Source organism: Methylobacterium brachiatum (assembly GCF_020523825.1).
GTDB classification, from domain to species: Bacteria; Pseudomonadota; Alphaproteobacteria; order Rhizobiales; family Beijerinckiaceae; genus Methylobacterium; species Methylobacterium brachiatum.
This window is the reverse complement of record NZ_JAJALK010000014.1, coordinates 1-15,166: the sequence shown is the minus strand read 5'-3', so window position 1 is coordinate 15,166 and position 15,166 is coordinate 1. Positions and strand designations below refer to the sequence as shown.

Genomic DNA, 15,166 nt, shown 5'->3' with positions numbered 1-15,166 from the left:
ATGGCGCGCCGCCCCGGCGAGGCCGGGCCCTCTCTCGTCGTGCTCGATTTCGACGGCACGCTCGCCGACAGCTTCGCCTGGTTCTGCTCAGTCCTGAACGGCGTCGCCGACCGCTACCGCTTCCGCCGGGTCGAGGCTCACGAGGTCGATGCGCTGCGGCTTCAGGGCGCCCGGGCGATCGTGGCCCATCTCGGCATCCCGCGTTGGAAGCTGCCCTTCATCGCCCGCCACATGCACGCGCTCGCCGCCCGCGACGCGGCCCAGATCACGCTGTTTTCCGGGGTGCCGGCGATGCTGGCCGGCGTGCAGGAGGCCGGGGTGCCGCTGGCGATCCTGTCGTCGAACCGCGCCGATACGGTCCGCCGGGTGCTCGGCCCCGAGAATGCCGGCCGGATCGACGCCTATGCCTGCGGCGCCTCGCTGTTCGGCAAGGCGCAGCGGCTCCGGGCGCTCCTGACGCGCCGCGGCGTTCCGCCGGAACGGGCCCTGTGCATCGGTGACGAGGTGCGGGATTTCGAGGCCGCGCGGGCGCTCGGCTGCCCGTTCGGGGCGGTGGCCTGGGGCTACACCGATGCCGGCGCGCTGGCGGCGCTCGGCCCGGACCATCTCTTCGCCGAGCCGGCCGAGATCACGGGCCTGCTGCGCGGGCCCGAACAGGCCTGACACAGGTCGGGGTTTCAAAAGGTCCCCGACCTTTTGCGGGTGCAGGGCTGAGCCCTGCGGAAACCCCCGGCTTGTGTTCAGAGGCCGCGGTTGGCGCCCGGGACGACGCTGGTGCCCTTGCCGGTGCCGAACGGCTCGTAGCGGGTCAGGCCGCGGAACAGCTGGCTGAGGAAGGCCCGGTCGGCGCCGCTGGTCGGCGTGGTGCGCTCGATGAAGTCGAACACCCGGCCGTCCTGCAGGCCGTAGAGCGCCACGCGCTCGACCTTGAAGCCGGGGGTGAAGTAGACCGCCGTGACCTTCTGGTCCTCGACCTGCTCGCCCAGGAACATGATCGTCCGGCTGGTGTTCTGGGAGATGTAATACCAGGACTTGTTGCCCACCGTGGAGACTGTCGACGGCGTGCCGAGGATCTGCAGCACCTGCTCGGGGCTCATGCCGGGCTTGATCGTGGCGAGCGCCGCCTGGTCGATCTGGTAGCCGTGGCGCAGCTCTTCGCCGACGCAGCCGGCGAGGCCGGCGCCCGTGAGGCCGAGCAGCGCGAGGCGCGCAAAGGACTGGACGAGACGGCGCCGCATCGGGCCCCCAGAGAGCGTGTTGACGGACGAGCGACGCAGGCCGCCGCCGGTCCATGTCTCCGACGGCGCTTGCGCCTTGGGCGTGGGTTGCCGTACCGCGGGGATATGGCTTTGACAAGGCAAGCTTGGCCACAGGGCCGGCCTACCCACCGCGGCCGCGGCCGGGTTTTCCCCTCTGCGAGGCACCGATGATCGCCGGGCTGTTCCGTCGCGACAACGCCCGGCGGCGGGCCGTCGAGGGGCTGCACACGGCCATCAGCGCGGCGGCGCGGCAGCCGGGCCTGTACACGCGGCTCGCCGTGCCCGACACGGTCGAGGGCCGGTTCGAGGCCCTGTGCCTGCACGTGATCCTGGTCCTGCGCCGGCTCAACCGGCTGCCGGCCCCCGCCGCCGACGTGGCGCAGGATCTGGTGAATTCGGTCTTCACCCAGCTCGACGCGTCTTTGCGCGAGCTCGGCGTCGGCGATATGGGCGTCGGCAAGCGGATGAAGAAGCTCGGCGCCGCCTTCTACGGCCGGGCCACGGGCTACGACGCGGCGCTGGATGCCGGCGACGCCGCCGCCCTCGCCGTCGTGCTCGCCCGCAACGTCCTCGGCGGGGAGGGTGACGCGGCGGGCCTCGCCGCCTACGTGCTGGCGGCCGACGCGGCGCTGGCGACGGAACACCTCGACGGGCTGCTCGCTGCCGGGCCGCCCTTCCCGGAGCCGGACGCCTTCGCGCCGGCCCCGACCGGAGACAGGATATGAGACACCGTACGGGCCCGGAGAGCGGGCCGCTCGCGCGCTGGGTCAATGTCGAGCGCCTGCCGCAGGGCCGGGGCGCCGTCACCGTCGAGGCGAGCCCGGCCGAATGCACGGCGCTCGCCGCCGACTTCAAGATTCTCGCCATCCGCGACTTCGTCGGGCGATTCGAGATCTCGGGCTCGACCAACCGGATGACCGTGACCGGCACGGTCGAGGCCGTGGTGACGCAGATCTGCACGGTCAGCCTCGAGCCGTTCGAGGGGCCGGTCCGCGAGCCGGTGGAGGTGGTGTTCACCGATACCGACCAGCTCGCCGGTACGGACGCCGAGGATGTCGAGGTGCCCGATCCGCTGATCGGCGGCCGGATCGATTTCGGCGCGCTCACCGCCGAGTTCCTGGCGCTGGGCCTCGACCCCTATCCGCGCAAGCCCGGCATCGCCTTCGAGCCCGTGGTGGTCGGCGAGGATGCCGGCCCCTTCGACGCGCTGCGCCGGCTCCGCGACGGGGAGGGGTGAGGCGGGCCGATCCGCGCCGCGCTCGGGTCCCCGGGTTGGTGACGAGGGCGCGGGCGACGGTTTCACCCCCGCCCCCCTCATCCTGAAGAGCCGAAGCACAGCGGACGCCTCGGAATTCAGGATGGGGGTGCGGGCGGGATCAATAATGCGCCAGCACCGCCAGCAGCAGCAGGGCGATGATGTTGGTGATCTTGATCGCCGGGTTCACCGCGGGGCCGGCCGTGTCCTTGTAGGGGTCGCCGACCGTATCGCCGGTCACCGCGGCCTTGTGGGCGTCGGAGCCCTTGCCGCCGTGGTGGCCGTCCTCGATGTACTTCTTGGCGTTGTCCCAGGCACCGCCGCCCGAGGTCATCGAGACCGCGACGTAGAGGCCGGTGAGGATCACCCCGAGCAGGCTCGCGCCCACCGTGGCGAAGGCCTGGCTCTTGCCCGCGATGAGCTGGATCACGAAGAACAGCACGATCGGCGACAGGACCGGCAGCAGCGACGGGACGATCATCTCCTTGATCGCCGCCCGGGTCAGCATGTCGACCGCGCGGCCGTAATCCGGCCGGTCGGTGCCCTGCATGATCCCGGGCTTCTCCCGGAACTGGCGCCGGACCTCCTCGACCACCGCGCTCGCCGCCCGGCCGACCGCCGTCATGGCGATGCCGGCGAACAGGAACGGGATCAGGCCGCCGAGCAGCAGCCCGACCACCACGTAGGGGTTGGACAGGGAGAAATCGACGCCGACGCCCTGGAAGAACCGGTACTGCGTCGGGCTCGCATTGGCGATGAAGTAGTTCAGGTCGGACGTGTAGGCGGCAAACAGCACCAGGGCGCCGAGGCCGGCCGAGCCGATCGCGTAGCCCTTGGTCACCGCCTTGGTGGTGTTGCCGACCGCGTCGAGCGCGTCCGTGGACTTGCGGACGTCCGGGGGCAGGCCGGCCATCTCGGCGATGCCGCCGGCATTGTCGGTGACCGGCCCGAAGGCGTCGAGCGCGACGATGAAGCCGGCCAGCGCCAGCATGGCTGTGACCGCGATGGCGATGCCGAACAGGCCGGCCAGCGCGTGGGTGGCGATGATGCCGGCCACGATCACGATGGCCGGGAGCGCGGTGGATTCGAGCGAGATCGCCAGGCCCTGGATCACGTTGGTGCCGTGGCCGGTCACCGAGGCGTCCGCGATGGACTTCACCGGGCGGAAATTGGTGCCGGTGTAGTACTCGGTGATCACCACGATCAGCGCCGTGATGGCGAGCCCGATCACCGCGCAGCCGAACAGGCCGCCCGACGTGAAGGTCACGCCCGTCGAGGTGGTGAAGGCGGTGGAGAAGCCGCCCAGCAGGGTCAGGTTGACGATGGCGATCGCCGCCACCGAGAGCACGCCCGCGGTGATCAGCCCCTTGTACAGGGCGCCCATGATCGACTGGTTGGCCCCGAGCCGCACTGCGTAGGTGCCGGCGATCGAGGTGACGATGCAGGCCGCCCCGATGGCCAGCGGATAGAGCATCATCGGCTCGAGCACCGCCCGGCCGCTGCCGGTGGGGCCGGAGAAGAAGATCGCGGCCAGCACCATGGTGGCCACGATGGTCACCGCGTAGGTCTCGAACAGGTCGGCGGCCATGCCGGCGCAATCGCCGACATTGTCGCCGACATTGTCCGCGATGGTCGCCGGGTTGCGGGGATCGTCCTCCGGGATCCCGGCCTCGACCTTGCCGACGAGGTCGCCGCCGACATCCGCGCCCTTGGTGAAGATGCCGCCGCCGAGCCGGGCGAAGATCGAGATCAGCGAGGCGCCGAATCCGAGCGCCACCAGCGCGTCGATCACCTCGCGGCTCGACGGGTCGAGCCCGGCGCCGCGGGTGAGGTAGAGGTAGTAGAGAGCCACCCCCAGCAGGGCGAGGCCGGCCACCAGCATGCCGGTCACGGCGCCGGACTTGAACGCCATGTCGAGGCCGGCGCCCAGCGAGGTCGAGGAGGCCTGGGCGGTGCGGACATTGGCGCGCACCGAGACGTTCATGCCGATGAAGCCGGCCGCCCCCGACAGGACCGCGCCGATCAGGAAGCCGACCGCGACCTTGATCCCGAGGAACACCGCCAGCAGCACGAACAGCACCACGCCGACCAGGCCGATGGTGAGGTATTGCCGCTTCAGATAGGCCTGCGCGCCCTCCGCGATGGCGGCGGCGATCTCCTGCATGCGCTGGGTGCCGGCATCCCGCCGCATCACGTCGAGGATCGTGACGATGCCGTAGGCGACGGCGCAGAGCCCGCCCACGATGATCAAGGTCAAAGGGATCATGCTCTCTACCGTCCTTGTTTTTATCGTGCCTGGCGGGGGCTTGTGATTGGTGTCGAGCTTGACCGCCCGGAGACGGTCATGGGACGTGGCGCTCGATTCGGGGCATTCCTTCCCAAAGGTTCGTCTTGGCGCGACCATTGCCGACAGGGTGACCGGTTCGGCGACGTGGACGCGTCTCGGCAGAGGATTAGAATCGGACCGATCATGGCGTGATAGATCCGCCTCTAGTTGCCAAACTTCGCCGGTGAGCGCAAACGCCGCATCTGATGTTGTTGGCACTGCGGCATGCGAATGCTGCACTGCATTGATGAACGGCGCGGCTTTGCTGCGAAGGCTCTGCGACGGGACGCGGATCGCGCGGCCTCCTCTCGTCGAGGGGATGGCTGCCGATGGGACCGGATTCGTCGCCGGATCGCGGGGCTTAACCCGCGGTTAACCATACGGCGTTCTACTTTCGGTTGTATAACCGGATGGGGCTGGACATGAGCAGCGACCAAGTCGCCAAGCTGGCGGCGACGATCGAGGTGTTGACCGGAGCGGTGCATTTCCTGATCGCCGAGCGGGTCGCGGCCCAGCCGGAGGCGATCCAGGGCGAGCTGCTGCACATCCTGCAGCGGGCCCTCTCGACGCCGCCCCGCCCGGAGGAGGCGCTGACCGGCCGCTCCGCGCTGACGCCCGGCGACCTGGCCCTGTGGATGCCGATCGTGGCCGCCGGGATAATGGACGAGGTCCGCCGCCAGATCGGCCGCCAGCCCGAGGGCGTGACCCACATCGTCCTCGGCCGGACCAGCCCGGGCCCCGCCTCAGAAGTGGCTGAACGCCCCAGCCGCGAACACGCGCGCGGTGCCGTCGCCCATTTCGAAGCCGGGCGGGCCGTCGCCTGAGGTGACGGTGCCGATGGCGGTGAGCGGGATCCCGGCCTGCGCCGCCTCGGCGAGGAGGGCGTCGAGGGTTTCCGGGGCGACCGTGCAGAGAATTTCGTAATCGTCGCCGCCGGTCAGGATCGGCTCGATCAGGCCGGGCTCCGCGTCCCGCGCCCGGGCGGCGGCCTCCGAGAGCGGCACAGCCCCGATCCGGGCGGTCCGGCCGGCGCCCAGCATCTTGGCGAGGTCGCCGGCGAGCCCGTCCGACACGTCCATCGCGGCCGAGGCGTGACGGCGGATCGCGGCCGCCAAGGCGAGGCGCGGGCGCGGATGCAGGTAGCGGTCGGCCAGCAACGCCTGCTGCGCCGGATCGAGGGAGGTCGCCCAGGCCGCCTCCGGCTCCAGGCGCAGGCGCAGCCCGAGCGCGGCGTCGCCGATCGTGCCGCTGACGCAGATCCGGTCGCCGACCTGCGCGGTGCCGCGCCGGACGATGCCGCCGGACGGCACCTCGCCGAACGCGGTGACCCCGATCAAGGCCGGCCCGCCGGACCGCACCGTGTCGCCGCCGAGCAGCGGGCAGCCGGCCTCGGCCGCCGCCGCCCCGAGCCCCTCGGAGAAGCCCGCGAGCCAGGCCTCCGTCCAGTCGTCGGGCAGCGCCAGGGTCAGCAGGAAGCCCCGCGGCACCGCGCCCTTGGCGGCGATGTCGGACAGGTTCACCCCGAGCGCCTTGCGGGCGATCGAGTCCGGGGGATCGTCGGAGAAGTAGTGGATCCCGGCCACCACCGCGTCGGCGGTGACCACGAGATCGTGCCCGGGGGTCGGGGTCAGGGTCGCGGCATCGTCCCGCAGCCCGTCCGCCCCCGGCCCCGCCAGGGGGGCGAAGTAGCGGGCGATCAGCCCCTCCTCGGAGGCGCGATCCGGCCCGGCCACGGCTCAGGCCTTCTTGGGGGCGGGCTTTCCGGGGCCCGGCTTGCCGGCGGCCTTGCCGCCGCCCTTGGGCGCGCTGACCTCGCCCGGACGGACCTCCCGGGCGACCCGGTCGAGCACGGCGTTGACGAGGCCCGGCTCGTCGGCGGTGTAGAAGCTGTGGGCCACGTCGACATATTCCGAGATCGCGGCCGGGGCCGGCACGTCGGGCCGGAACAGGAGCTCGTAGGCCCCCGCCCGCAGGATCGCCCGCAGCACGATCTCGATCCGCCGCAGCGGCCAGCCCTGGGCCAAAGCCTGGTCGAGCTTCTGGTCGATCGCCCGCTGCTCCTCGACCGTGCCGCGCAGCAGGTCGCGGAAGAAGGCGGTCTCGGCCTTGGGATGCACGATCCCGTCCACCTCCTGGCCGATCCAGAAGGCCTCGAACTCGGCGAGCGCGTCGAGGACGCCCTTGCCGGAAATGTCCATCTCGTAGAGCGCCTGCACCACGGCGAGGCGCGCGCCGCTGCGCGGGCTGATGGCGCGGGCGGTCTCCTGGGCGGCGCTGTCGGCGCTGTCCGGGGTGGCGTCGTCCGGCCTGGTTTCGGTGGTCCCGGTCATGTCGGTTCTCGTTATCGCGGGCGCGCCGCCTCGGCCGCGCGCTTGAGGGCGAGCACCCCGAGCGCCGCCTCGGCCGCGCCGCCGCCCTTGTTCATCTCGGCGACCCGGGCGCGTTCCAGCGCCTGCGCCTCGGTCTCGACCGTGAGGATGCCGTTGCCGAGCGGCAGCCGGCGCTGGACCGAGAGGTCCATCAGGGCGCGGGCGCTCTCGCCGGCCACGATGTCGTAATGCCCGGTCTCGCCGCGGATCACGCAGCCCAGCGCCACCACGGCGTCGTACTCGTCCGCCAGGATCGCCACCGCGGCGGGGATCTCCAGGGCACCCGGCACCGTGACCACGGTGGCGTGCGCGGCGAACGCCTCGATCACCGCGAGCGCGCCGGCCAGCAGCTCGTCGGCGAGCGCCTCGTAGTAGCGCGCCTCGACGACGAGGATGCGGGCGCCGGCGAGCGCCGGATCCGCGGGCATCGGCGCCGTGGCGGCGCGGGTATGGGCGACCATGGCTTCGTCCGGTCGGTTTTTCGGGGGTTGGCGAGGCGCCGCGCGTCGGGCGCCCACGGGATAGAGGGACGGTTAGACCGAAGCGGCCGGCGCGACAAGCGCCGCGGGCGCTACCGCACCAGCGGCGGCAGCGGCGGCGGCCCGTCCTCGGGCAGCGCCGTGCGGGCGACGTTCATGGTCATGGCGAGCAGCGCGTAGTAGCCGTTGATGCCGGTGAGATCGATCGCGCCCTGCTCGCCGAACTGCGCGACCACGGCGGCGTAGGTGGCATCGCTCACCGCACGGTTGTGCTGCAGCTCGGTCGAGAACGCGTAGGCGAGCGCCTCCTCGGCGCTCATCGTGTCGGGGCGCCGCCCCTCTTCCAGGGCCTGTGCGGTCTCGGGCGCGACCCCGGCCTTGAGGGCGATCGGGTGGTGGATCTGCCACTCGACCTGCTGGCTCCACAGCCGGGCGACGATCAGGATCACGAACTCGCTGATCCGCAGCGGCAGGGCGCTGCCGTAGCGCAGGTACAGCCCCATGCGGCTGGCGCATAGCATCAGCTCGGGACTGCGCAGCAGCGGCACGAACGGCCCGAAGACCGGGACCCCGCGCTCGGCCCGGAACGCCTCCGCGGCCGCGGCCTGCGCCGCCGAGAGGGTCTCGGCGGGAATCTCCGGCAGGCGGTCCGTATCCGTCATGGCTTGCCCCATCTCCCGTACCGTACGCGCGTGACGCACTCTGGATTTTCGAGGCCTGTCAGCCTAGACCCGTCCGGCTCACCGGGACGACGAGCGCCCGATCCGGACGCGATCCGAAACCCCGCCAGCGAGGCTTACGGCTTTGGCCCTCCCCGTCAACGAACGCCGGCGCATCATGCTGCTCACGGGCGCGAGCCGGGGCATCGGCCACGCCACGGTCAAGCGCTTCTCGGCGGCCGGCTGGCGGGTCATCACCTGCTCGCGCCACGCCTTCCCCGAGAACTGCCCCTGGGAGATGGGTCCCGAGGACCACCTCCAGGTCGATCTCGCGGACGCACAGGACACGATGCGCGCCATCGAGGAGGTCCGGGGCCGGCTCGACGCCGAGGGCGGCGTGCTGCACGCGCTGGTCAACAATGCCGGCATCTCGCCCAAGGGACCGGGCGGCGAGCGCCTGGGGGCCCTGGCCACCGAGTTCGACGGCTGGCAGCGGGTGTTCCAGGTCAACGTCTTCGCCACGATCCTGCTCGCCCGGGGCCTGCGCGACGAGCTCGCCCGCGCCCGGGGCTCGATCGTCAACGTCACCTCGATCGCCGGCTCCCGGGTCCACCCCTTCGCGGGCGCGGCCTACGGCACCTCCAAGGCGGCCCTGGCCGGCCTGACCCGCGAGATGGCCGCCGATTTCGGCCCCCTCGGCGTGCGGGTGAACGCGATCTCCCCCGGCGAGATCGACACCTCGATCCTGTCGCCCGGCACGGAAAAGCTCGTCGAGCAGATCCCGCAGCGGCGGCTCGGCACCCCGGACGAGGTCGCCAAGGCGATCTACTTCCTGTGCACCGACGCCTCGTCCTACGTGAACGGGGCCGAGCTGCACATCAACGGCGGCCAGCACGTTTGACCCGGCGATCCGGGCGGCCGACCGCCATGCGCCACACTCCGGCCGTCGGGCGCCGGAGCTTCGCGATCCTCCTCGGCCTGAGTCTGTGCGCGCCGCTCGCCCCTGCCCGCGCGGAGGCGCCGGGCGTCCGGATCCTGGACCTGCCCTTCACGGTGCGGGCCCTGCGCGGGCCGCGCAGCGAGGCCGCGGTCTCGGTGGCGACTTCCGGCCTGCTGCCGATCGCCGGCGCAAAATCCGACCCGTCGGCGGGTGACGAGGAGAGCGCCCCGATCGCGGTGGTCTGGGGCGAGGATGGCGGCGCGGTGCTCAACGTGGTCGACGGTGCGGTCACGGTCCGGCCGATCGGCCGCGACGCCGTCGAGGGGCTGACCGCCGCCGAGACGCCGCGGGGCGCCCTGCCGGGCTCGCGCCGGGTCCTGGCCGGGGCGCTGAGCGCCTATCTCACCGGCCGCACCCGGGCGCCCGACGGGGGCGAAGCCGCCGCGGTCCTGACGATCCGCGAACGCCAGCCGATGGCAGTCAGCACCGACCCGAAACCCGTCCCGGTCGCCACCGTCACGGTGCCGGCGGGGGGCGACGCGGTGTTCGCGCCGCTCCGGCCGCGCCTGCTGCGCCTCGCCGGCCGCCCGGCCCTCCTGGCTGCGACCCTCGCGGGAGCGGATGCGGGCGGGCTCGTGCTGATCGGGCGCCCGGACGGTCAGGCGGGCTGGGCCGTCACGGCGCGCACGCCGCCGCAGCCCGGGCCGCCCCTCAAGATCGCCGGCATCGCGGATTTCACCGGTTCCGGCGGCGTCCAGGCCGCGACGGTGAGCGCCCGGGGGGTGCTGCAGCTCTGGACGCTGTCCCCCGGCACGATCGAACCGGCCGGCGAGGCCCCGGGCTACGCGGCGGGCGAGGGCGATGCCGATCTCGCCGTCGCGATCCCGGCCGCCGGGCCGCCCGAGCTCGTGCTGCCGGTGGCAGGCCGTCCGGAGATCGCCCTCGTCCAGGCCAAGGGGTCGCTGCACGAGCGCCTGCGCATCCCGCTGCCGGCGCCGGCGACCACCGGCATCGTGGCGTTGGGCGAGGGCGCGGCGACGCGGTTGCTCGTCGGCCTCGCCGACGGGCGCGTCGCCGTCATCGTCCCGGACGGAGGCAAGCCATGAGTGAGGGCGTGGCCGATGGCGGCAGCCGCCTGTTCCCGACCCGGCCGTTCGTGGGCGCGTCGATCGCCGTGATCCGCGACGGGCGCGTCCTGCTGGCGGCCCGGGCGAACGAGCCGATGCGCGGCGTCTGGACCCTGCCGGGCGGCCTCGTCGAGGCGGGCGAGGCGCTGGCCGAGGCGGCGTTGCGCGAGTTGTCCGAGGAGGTCGGCCTGACGGCCGAGGTGGTCGGTGTGCTCTCGCCCACGGAGATCATCGTCCGGGACGAGGCGGGCCGCGTCCGCCACCATTACGTCGTCCATCCGCACGCCGCCCTGTGGCTGGGCGGCGAGCCCGTGGCCGGGCCGGAGGCCCTCGGGGTCCGCTGGGCGACGCGCGAAGAGGTCGCCGGCCTCGCGACGACCCCGGGCCTGATCGACACCCTGGACGAGGCGTTCGCGCGGGTGCGCGACAGAGGGGCGCGCGCGTGAGGTTTCCGGTCATCCTGTGCCTGGCCGCGACCCTGGCCGGCCCGGCCCTGGCGCAGCAGCGCGGCACCCGCGCGGCGCCGGCCCCCGCGAAGGAGGCGCCCAAGGAATCCGCCAAGGAGACGAGCCCGCAGGCGGACGCGCCCGCTCCCTACGACCGCGACCTGATGCGGATGTCCGAGATCATCGGGGCGCTCGCCTTCCTGCGCAGCCTCTGCGCGGCGCCGGACGCTGCGGAATGGCCCTCGCGCATGAAGGCGCTGATCGACTCCGAGGGCGTGACCCCGGCGCGCCGCGACCGGCTGGCGGGCGCCTACAATCGCGGCTATCGCAGCTACGCGCTGACCTACCGGGTCTGCACCCCGGCCGCGCACGAGGCGGCCGCCCGCTACGTCGCCGAGGGCGACAGGCTGTCGCACGCCTTGGCCGGGCGATTCGGCGGGTGATGCAGAGGCAACACACCTTTCCGGCATCCCCGAAAAGCATCAACTTCGAGCGCTCGCGTTAACCGATCTGAAATTCCCGGCTGGCCGAGGCGCGGGGAGCCGCCTATCATTCTCTCGTCCGCCGGGTCCCGTGCCCGGCGCAACGGAAGTATCGGGCCCATGCAGCACATCTCTCAGACCGCCCCCATCGAGGTCGATGTCGAGGAGAAACGCGTCGCTCTGAGTTACGTCTCGGAAGCGTTCGCGGAAGGCTGCCTCGACGGGCTCGACGGTGATTGCATGGCGCAGGCCGCCCTGTTTGCCGCCTTCCAGGAACTGGTGATGACCTACGGCGAGGAGGCCACCGCGCGCTACGCCGAGGGCTTTCCGGAGCGCATCCGCGGCGGTGCCTTCACCACGACCCTCCAGCATTGAGGAGAGTGGCGTCGGGCGATTCGGACGGTTGAGGCGGGCACCCGCAGCACCTACCTCCCGGCCACGCGATCCGGAACGCCGGATCGCCCCCGTCGCGTGAGGATCTGCCTGCCATGCCCGTCGCCCTGCTGCCCGACCGTGCCCTCGTCACCGTTACCGGGCCGGAGGCCGCCGCGCTGCTCCAGGGCGTGCTGACCTGCAACGTCGAGACCCTTGAGGATGCCGAGGCCCGCCTCGGCGCCCTGCTGGCGCCGCAGGGCAAGATCCTGTTCGACTTCCTCATCTCGCGGATCCCGGACGGGTTCCGGCTCGACACGGCCATCGACCGCGCCGCCGACCTGGCCAAGCGCCTGACGCTCTACCGGCTGCGCGCGCAGGTCGCGATCGCGGTCGACCCGACCGTGGCGGTGGCGGCTTCCTGGGCGGGGGCCTCCCCGGCGGTCGAGACCGACATGGTCGCGGATACCCGCCACATCGATCTGGGCGCCCGGCTCTACGCGGCCGAGGGCGCCTTCTCGGCGGATGCCGCGGAGGCCGACTATCACCGGCACCGCATCGCACTCGCCGTGCCCGAGGGCGGGCGCGACTACGCCTACGGGGATGCCTTCCCCCACGAGGCGCTGATGGACCAGCTCGGCGGCGTCGACTTCAAGAAGGGCTGCTATGTGGGCCAGGAGGTGGTCTCGCGGATGCAGCACCGCGGCACCGCCCGCACCCGGATGCTGGCGGCCCGCTACGCCGGCGAGGCCCCGCCCCCCGGCACCGAGATCACCGCGGGCGGCAAGGCGCTCGGCACCACCGGCAGCGCCGCGGGCGCGCACGGCCTCGCCCTCGTCCGGCTCGACCGCCTGGCCGACGCGCTGGCGGCCGGTGCGACGCCGCTGGCCGGCGATCGTCCGGTGACGCTCGAGAAGCCGGCCTACGCGACCTTCGCGCTGCCGGAGGCGGCCGGATCGCCGGCGGCCTGAGCGGGCATCGGACCGCGGAGCAACGATGGCGTTCCGCTCCTGTTCTCGCTAAACCGGCGGGATGTCCGAGACCGACCTGATCGACCATCCCGACGGTTGCCCCCGCTGCTGGTGGGCCGGCCACGACCCGCTCTACGTCGCCTATCACGACACGGAATGGGGCGTGCCCGAGCGCGACGGCCGCGCGCTCTACGAGAAGCTGATCCTCGACGGCTTCCAGGCCGGCCTGTCCTGGATCACGATCCTGCGCCGCCGCGACGGGTTCCGCGACGCATTCTCGGGCTTCGATCCGGAGGCCATCGCCCGCTACGGCGAGGCCGACGTCGCCCGGCTGATGAGCGACCACCGCATCATCCGCAACCGCGCCAAGATCCTGGGCACGATCGCGGGCGCCCGCGCCTGGCTGCGCATCGAGGCGAGCGGCCCCGGCTTCGCGCCGTTCCTGTGGGATTTCGTGGACGGGCAGCCGATCCAGGGTACCGCCCGGGCCCGCGCCGAGGTCCAGACCGAGACGCCGGTCTCCCGGGCGATCGGCAAGGCTCTCAAGGCGGAGGGGTTTTCCTTCTGTGGGCCGACCATCGTGCACGCCTTCATGCAGGCCGTCGGCATGGTCAACGACCACCTCGTCGGCTGCCACCGGCACGCGCCCTGCGCCGAGCTGGGGCGCCCGGCATGAGCGAGACGCACGATCCGGCACCCCGGGCCTGGCAGCGGATGCTGTCCGGCCGCCGCCTCGACCTGCTCGACCCCGCGCCCCGGGACATCGAGATCGCCGACATCGCCCACGGGCTCGCCCGGGTCGCGCGCTGGAACGGCCAGACCCGCGGGCCGCACGTCTTCTCGGTGGCCCAGCACAGCCTGCTGGTGGAGGCGGTGGGCCGCCACATCGCCCCCGGCTGCACCGATCCCGAGGGGCTGGAACTGCTGCTGCACGACGCGCCGGAATACGTGGTCGGCGACATCATCTCGCCGCTCAAGGCCGCGATCGGCGACGCCTATCGCGGGGTCGAGCTGCGCCTGCTCGCCGCCGTGCGCGGCCGCTTCGGCCTGGCCGAGCCCGCGCCCGCCCTCGGCCGCCTGGTCAAGCGCGCCGACCGGATCGCCGCCCATATCGAGGCCGTGGAACTCGCCGGATTCACTCAGGACGAAGCGGTGCGCTACTTCGGAGACGCGCCGGACCTGCCCGAGTCCGTCCGGGCGCTGGCCGAACCGTGGCCCACCGCCCAGGCCGAAGCGCAGTTCCTCGACCGCTTCCAGGCCCTGTGCCGGGCCTGAGCCGGAGCCCTCCGCCCTCGATCCGTCACGATCCCGCGCCATGGGCCGCCGCATGCCGAGTCTTCACGTCTGCCCGCTCTCGCGCCTGCCCGAGACCGTCGCCGCCACCGGGGCGAGCCACGTGCTCACGCTGGTCAATGTCGGCACGCCGCTCGAGCGGCCGGCGCTGATCGATGCGGAGAATCACGCCGTCATCGGGGTCAGCGACATCGCGGAGCCCCGGGACGGACACGTTTTGCCGGCTGACGAGCACGTCGCCGGCATCCTGGCCTTCGCCCGGGCCTGGCCCCGGGACAAGCCGCTGGTGATCCATTGCTATGCCGGGATCAGCCGCTCGACCGCGGCGGCCTATATTGCGGCCTGCGCGCTGGCGCCGGAGCGCGACGAGGGCGCGATTGCCGACGCCCTGCGGGCGGCCTCCCCGTCGGCCACCCCCAATCCCCTGTTCGTGGCGATCGCCGACCGGATGCTCGACCGGGACGGCCGCATGGTCGCGGCGATCGCCCGGATCGGCCGCGGCGCCGAGGCGTTCGAGGGGACGCCCTTCTGTCTCACGCTTCCGTGACGGCCGCTCCCGAAACTTCCGGTTGTCGGCCCCGGCCGCCCTGCGCGCGGTCGTCCGAGGGGCATTCCGCAAGGCGCGCCGAGTGTGGCGCAAAGGCCGCCGCGTCACGCCAAAACGGTGCGGATCGCCCCGGTGCCGCCCTCGCGTGGGTTGTGGCCGCACCGGCTGCCGCCTTAGAACCGACCCAAAGGATGTGTGTGGGATGAACGCGAGCAGACCCGAGGTGGCCCAGGCCGCCGGCGACCTGCCCTTCGAGAAGGCGCTGGAGCAACTCGAGGAGATCGTGCGCAGGCTCGAGCGGGGCGATGTCCCGCTGGACGAGTCCGTGGCGATCTATGAGCGCGGCGAGGTGCTGAAGAAGCACTGCGAGGCGCTGCTGAAGCGGGCCGAGGCGCGGATCCAGCGGATCACCCTCGGTGCCGACGGGCGGCCCGAGGGCGTGGCGCCGCTCGATATATCCTGAGGCTCGGCGGTCAGACCGATCCCGTCCGATAGAGGTTGATGCCGTGGCGATTTCCCCCGAGCTGAGCGCGCTTCTCGACCGTGTCCCGGAGCCGGCTGCGCTGCGCCAGCTTCCCGAATCGGAGTTGCAGGCGGTGGCGGACGCGGTGCGGGCCGAGATGATCGACGCGGTCTCGATC

At 72.5% G+C, this 15,166-nt stretch carries 20 protein-coding genes; 14 read left to right on the top strand and 6 right to left on the bottom strand.

What is annotated here, in order from left to right; genetic code table 11:
- On the top strand, window positions 1-663 hold the full coding sequence (locus LGR69_RS24410) for an HAD hydrolase-like protein (protein ID WP_230367631.1): 663 nt from the start codon (window positions 1-3) through the stop codon (window positions 661-663).
- Between the two features lie 77 nt (window positions 664-740).
- Here LGR69_RS24410 and LGR69_RS24405 read toward each other — a convergent pair whose 3' ends face one another.
- Complete coding sequence (locus LGR69_RS24405) at window positions 741-1,238, bottom strand: outer membrane protein assembly factor BamE (RefSeq protein ID WP_007564197.1); 498 nt, start codon at window positions 1,236-1,238, stop codon at window positions 741-743.
- 188 nt (window positions 1,239-1,426) lie between these two features.
- Here LGR69_RS24405 and LGR69_RS24400 point away from each other — a divergent pair, with 188 nt between their 5' ends.
- The gene (locus LGR69_RS24400; RefSeq protein ID WP_230367630.1) at window positions 1,427-1,984 is read left to right on the top strand and encodes a ubiquinol-cytochrome C chaperone family protein; all 558 of its coding nucleotides are present in this window, start codon (window positions 1,427-1,429) and stop codon (window positions 1,982-1,984) included.
- A complete protein-coding gene (locus tag LGR69_RS24395) occupies window positions 1,981-2,496 on the top strand; it encodes a YceD family protein (protein ID WP_230367629.1) in 516 nt (171 codons plus the stop codon). The genes LGR69_RS24400 and LGR69_RS24395 overlap by 4 nt, the downstream gene beginning before the upstream one ends.
- A gap of 139 nt (window positions 2,497-2,635) precedes the next feature.
- Here the strand turns inward: LGR69_RS24395 and LGR69_RS24390 are convergent, their stop codons facing one another.
- Window positions 2,636-4,780, bottom strand: a complete 2,145-nt coding sequence (locus LGR69_RS24390) for a sodium-translocating pyrophosphatase (protein ID WP_230367628.1) — start codon at window positions 4,778-4,780, stop codon at window positions 2,636-2,638.
- A gap of 482 nt (window positions 4,781-5,262) precedes the next feature.
- Between LGR69_RS24390 and LGR69_RS24385 the strand changes: the two genes are divergently transcribed.
- Window positions 5,263-5,664 carry a hypothetical protein gene (locus LGR69_RS24385; RefSeq protein ID WP_230367627.1) on the top strand — a complete coding sequence of 134 codons (402 nt, stop codon included), beginning with the start codon at window positions 5,263-5,265 and terminating at the stop codon, window positions 5,662-5,664.
- Here the strand turns inward: LGR69_RS24385 and thiL are convergent.
- The 4 genes from thiL to LGR69_RS24365 all read right to left on the bottom strand — a co-directional run bounded on the left by thiL (window position 5,584) and on the right by LGR69_RS24365 (window position 8,350).
- Window positions 5,584-6,573: a thiamine-phosphate kinase gene (thiL, locus tag LGR69_RS24380; protein WP_230367626.1), complete on the bottom strand. Its 990-nt coding sequence runs from the start codon at window positions 6,571-6,573 to the stop codon at window positions 5,584-5,586. The two genes, LGR69_RS24385 and thiL, sit on opposite strands and share 81 nt — an antisense overlap.
- A 3-nt stretch (window positions 6,574-6,576) precedes the next feature.
- On the bottom strand, window positions 6,577-7,170 hold the full coding sequence (gene nusB, locus LGR69_RS24375; RefSeq protein ID WP_007564211.1) for a transcription antitermination factor NusB: 594 nt from the start codon (window positions 7,168-7,170) through the stop codon (window positions 6,577-6,579).
- 11 nt (window positions 7,171-7,181) lie between these two features.
- On the bottom strand, window positions 7,182-7,670 hold the full coding sequence (ribH, locus tag LGR69_RS24370) for a 6,7-dimethyl-8-ribityllumazine synthase (RefSeq protein WP_007564213.1): 489 nt from the start codon (window positions 7,668-7,670) through the stop codon (window positions 7,182-7,184).
- Between the two features lie 110 nt (window positions 7,671-7,780).
- Entirely contained in the window at window positions 7,781-8,350 is a 570-nt protein-coding gene (locus tag LGR69_RS24365; RefSeq protein ID WP_230367625.1) for a carboxymuconolactone decarboxylase family protein, read from the bottom strand.
- 175 nt (window positions 8,351-8,525) lie between these two features.
- Here LGR69_RS24365 and LGR69_RS24360 point away from each other — a divergent pair, with 175 nt between their 5' ends.
- The 10 genes from LGR69_RS24360 (at window position 8,526) to LGR69_RS24315 (ending at window position 14,988) form a co-directional block, all read left to right on the top strand.
- Window positions 8,526-9,248: an SDR family NAD(P)-dependent oxidoreductase gene (locus tag LGR69_RS24360; protein WP_039903081.1), complete on the top strand. Its 723-nt coding sequence runs from the start codon at window positions 8,526-8,528 to the stop codon at window positions 9,246-9,248.
- A gap of 26 nt (window positions 9,249-9,274) precedes the next feature.
- Entirely contained in the window at window positions 9,275-10,393 is a 1,119-nt protein-coding gene (locus tag LGR69_RS24355; protein WP_230367624.1) for a hypothetical protein, read from the top strand.
- Complete coding sequence (locus LGR69_RS24350) at window positions 10,390-10,860, top strand: NUDIX hydrolase (protein WP_230367623.1); 471 nt, start codon at window positions 10,390-10,392, stop codon at window positions 10,858-10,860. The genes LGR69_RS24355 and LGR69_RS24350 overlap by 4 nt, the downstream gene beginning before the upstream one ends.
- On the top strand, window positions 10,857-11,303 hold the full coding sequence (locus LGR69_RS24345; RefSeq protein ID WP_007564223.1) for a TIGR02301 family protein: 447 nt from the start codon (window positions 10,857-10,859) through the stop codon (window positions 11,301-11,303). The genes LGR69_RS24350 and LGR69_RS24345 overlap by 4 nt, the downstream gene beginning before the upstream one ends.
- A 159-nt stretch (window positions 11,304-11,462) precedes the next feature.
- Window positions 11,463-11,717: a hypothetical protein gene (locus tag LGR69_RS24340; RefSeq protein ID WP_007564226.1), complete on the top strand. Its 255-nt coding sequence runs from the start codon at window positions 11,463-11,465 to the stop codon at window positions 11,715-11,717.
- Window positions 11,718-11,830: 113 nt separating this feature from the next.
- Window positions 11,831-12,685 (top strand): CAF17-like 4Fe-4S cluster assembly/insertion protein YgfZ, encoded by an 855-nt coding sequence (gene ygfZ / locus LGR69_RS24335; RefSeq protein WP_091864055.1) that lies wholly within the window; start codon window positions 11,831-11,833, stop codon window positions 12,683-12,685.
- Between the two features lie 61 nt (window positions 12,686-12,746).
- Window positions 12,747-13,361 (top strand): DNA-3-methyladenine glycosylase I, encoded by a 615-nt coding sequence (locus LGR69_RS24330; protein WP_230367622.1) that lies wholly within the window; start codon window positions 12,747-12,749, stop codon window positions 13,359-13,361.
- Window positions 13,358-13,960: an HD family hydrolase gene (locus LGR69_RS24325; protein WP_230367621.1), complete on the top strand. Its 603-nt coding sequence runs from the start codon at window positions 13,358-13,360 to the stop codon at window positions 13,958-13,960. The genes LGR69_RS24330 and LGR69_RS24325 overlap by 4 nt, the downstream gene beginning before the upstream one ends.
- A gap of 52 nt (window positions 13,961-14,012) precedes the next feature.
- Entirely contained in the window at window positions 14,013-14,525 is a 513-nt protein-coding gene (locus LGR69_RS24320) for a tyrosine phosphatase family protein (RefSeq protein ID WP_091864067.1), read from the top strand.
- Window positions 14,526-14,727: 202 nt separating this feature from the next.
- A complete protein-coding gene (locus LGR69_RS24315) occupies window positions 14,728-14,988 on the top strand; it encodes an exodeoxyribonuclease VII small subunit (protein WP_007564235.1) in 261 nt (86 codons plus the stop codon).
- The last annotated feature ends 178 nt before the right edge of the window (window positions 14,989-15,166 follow it).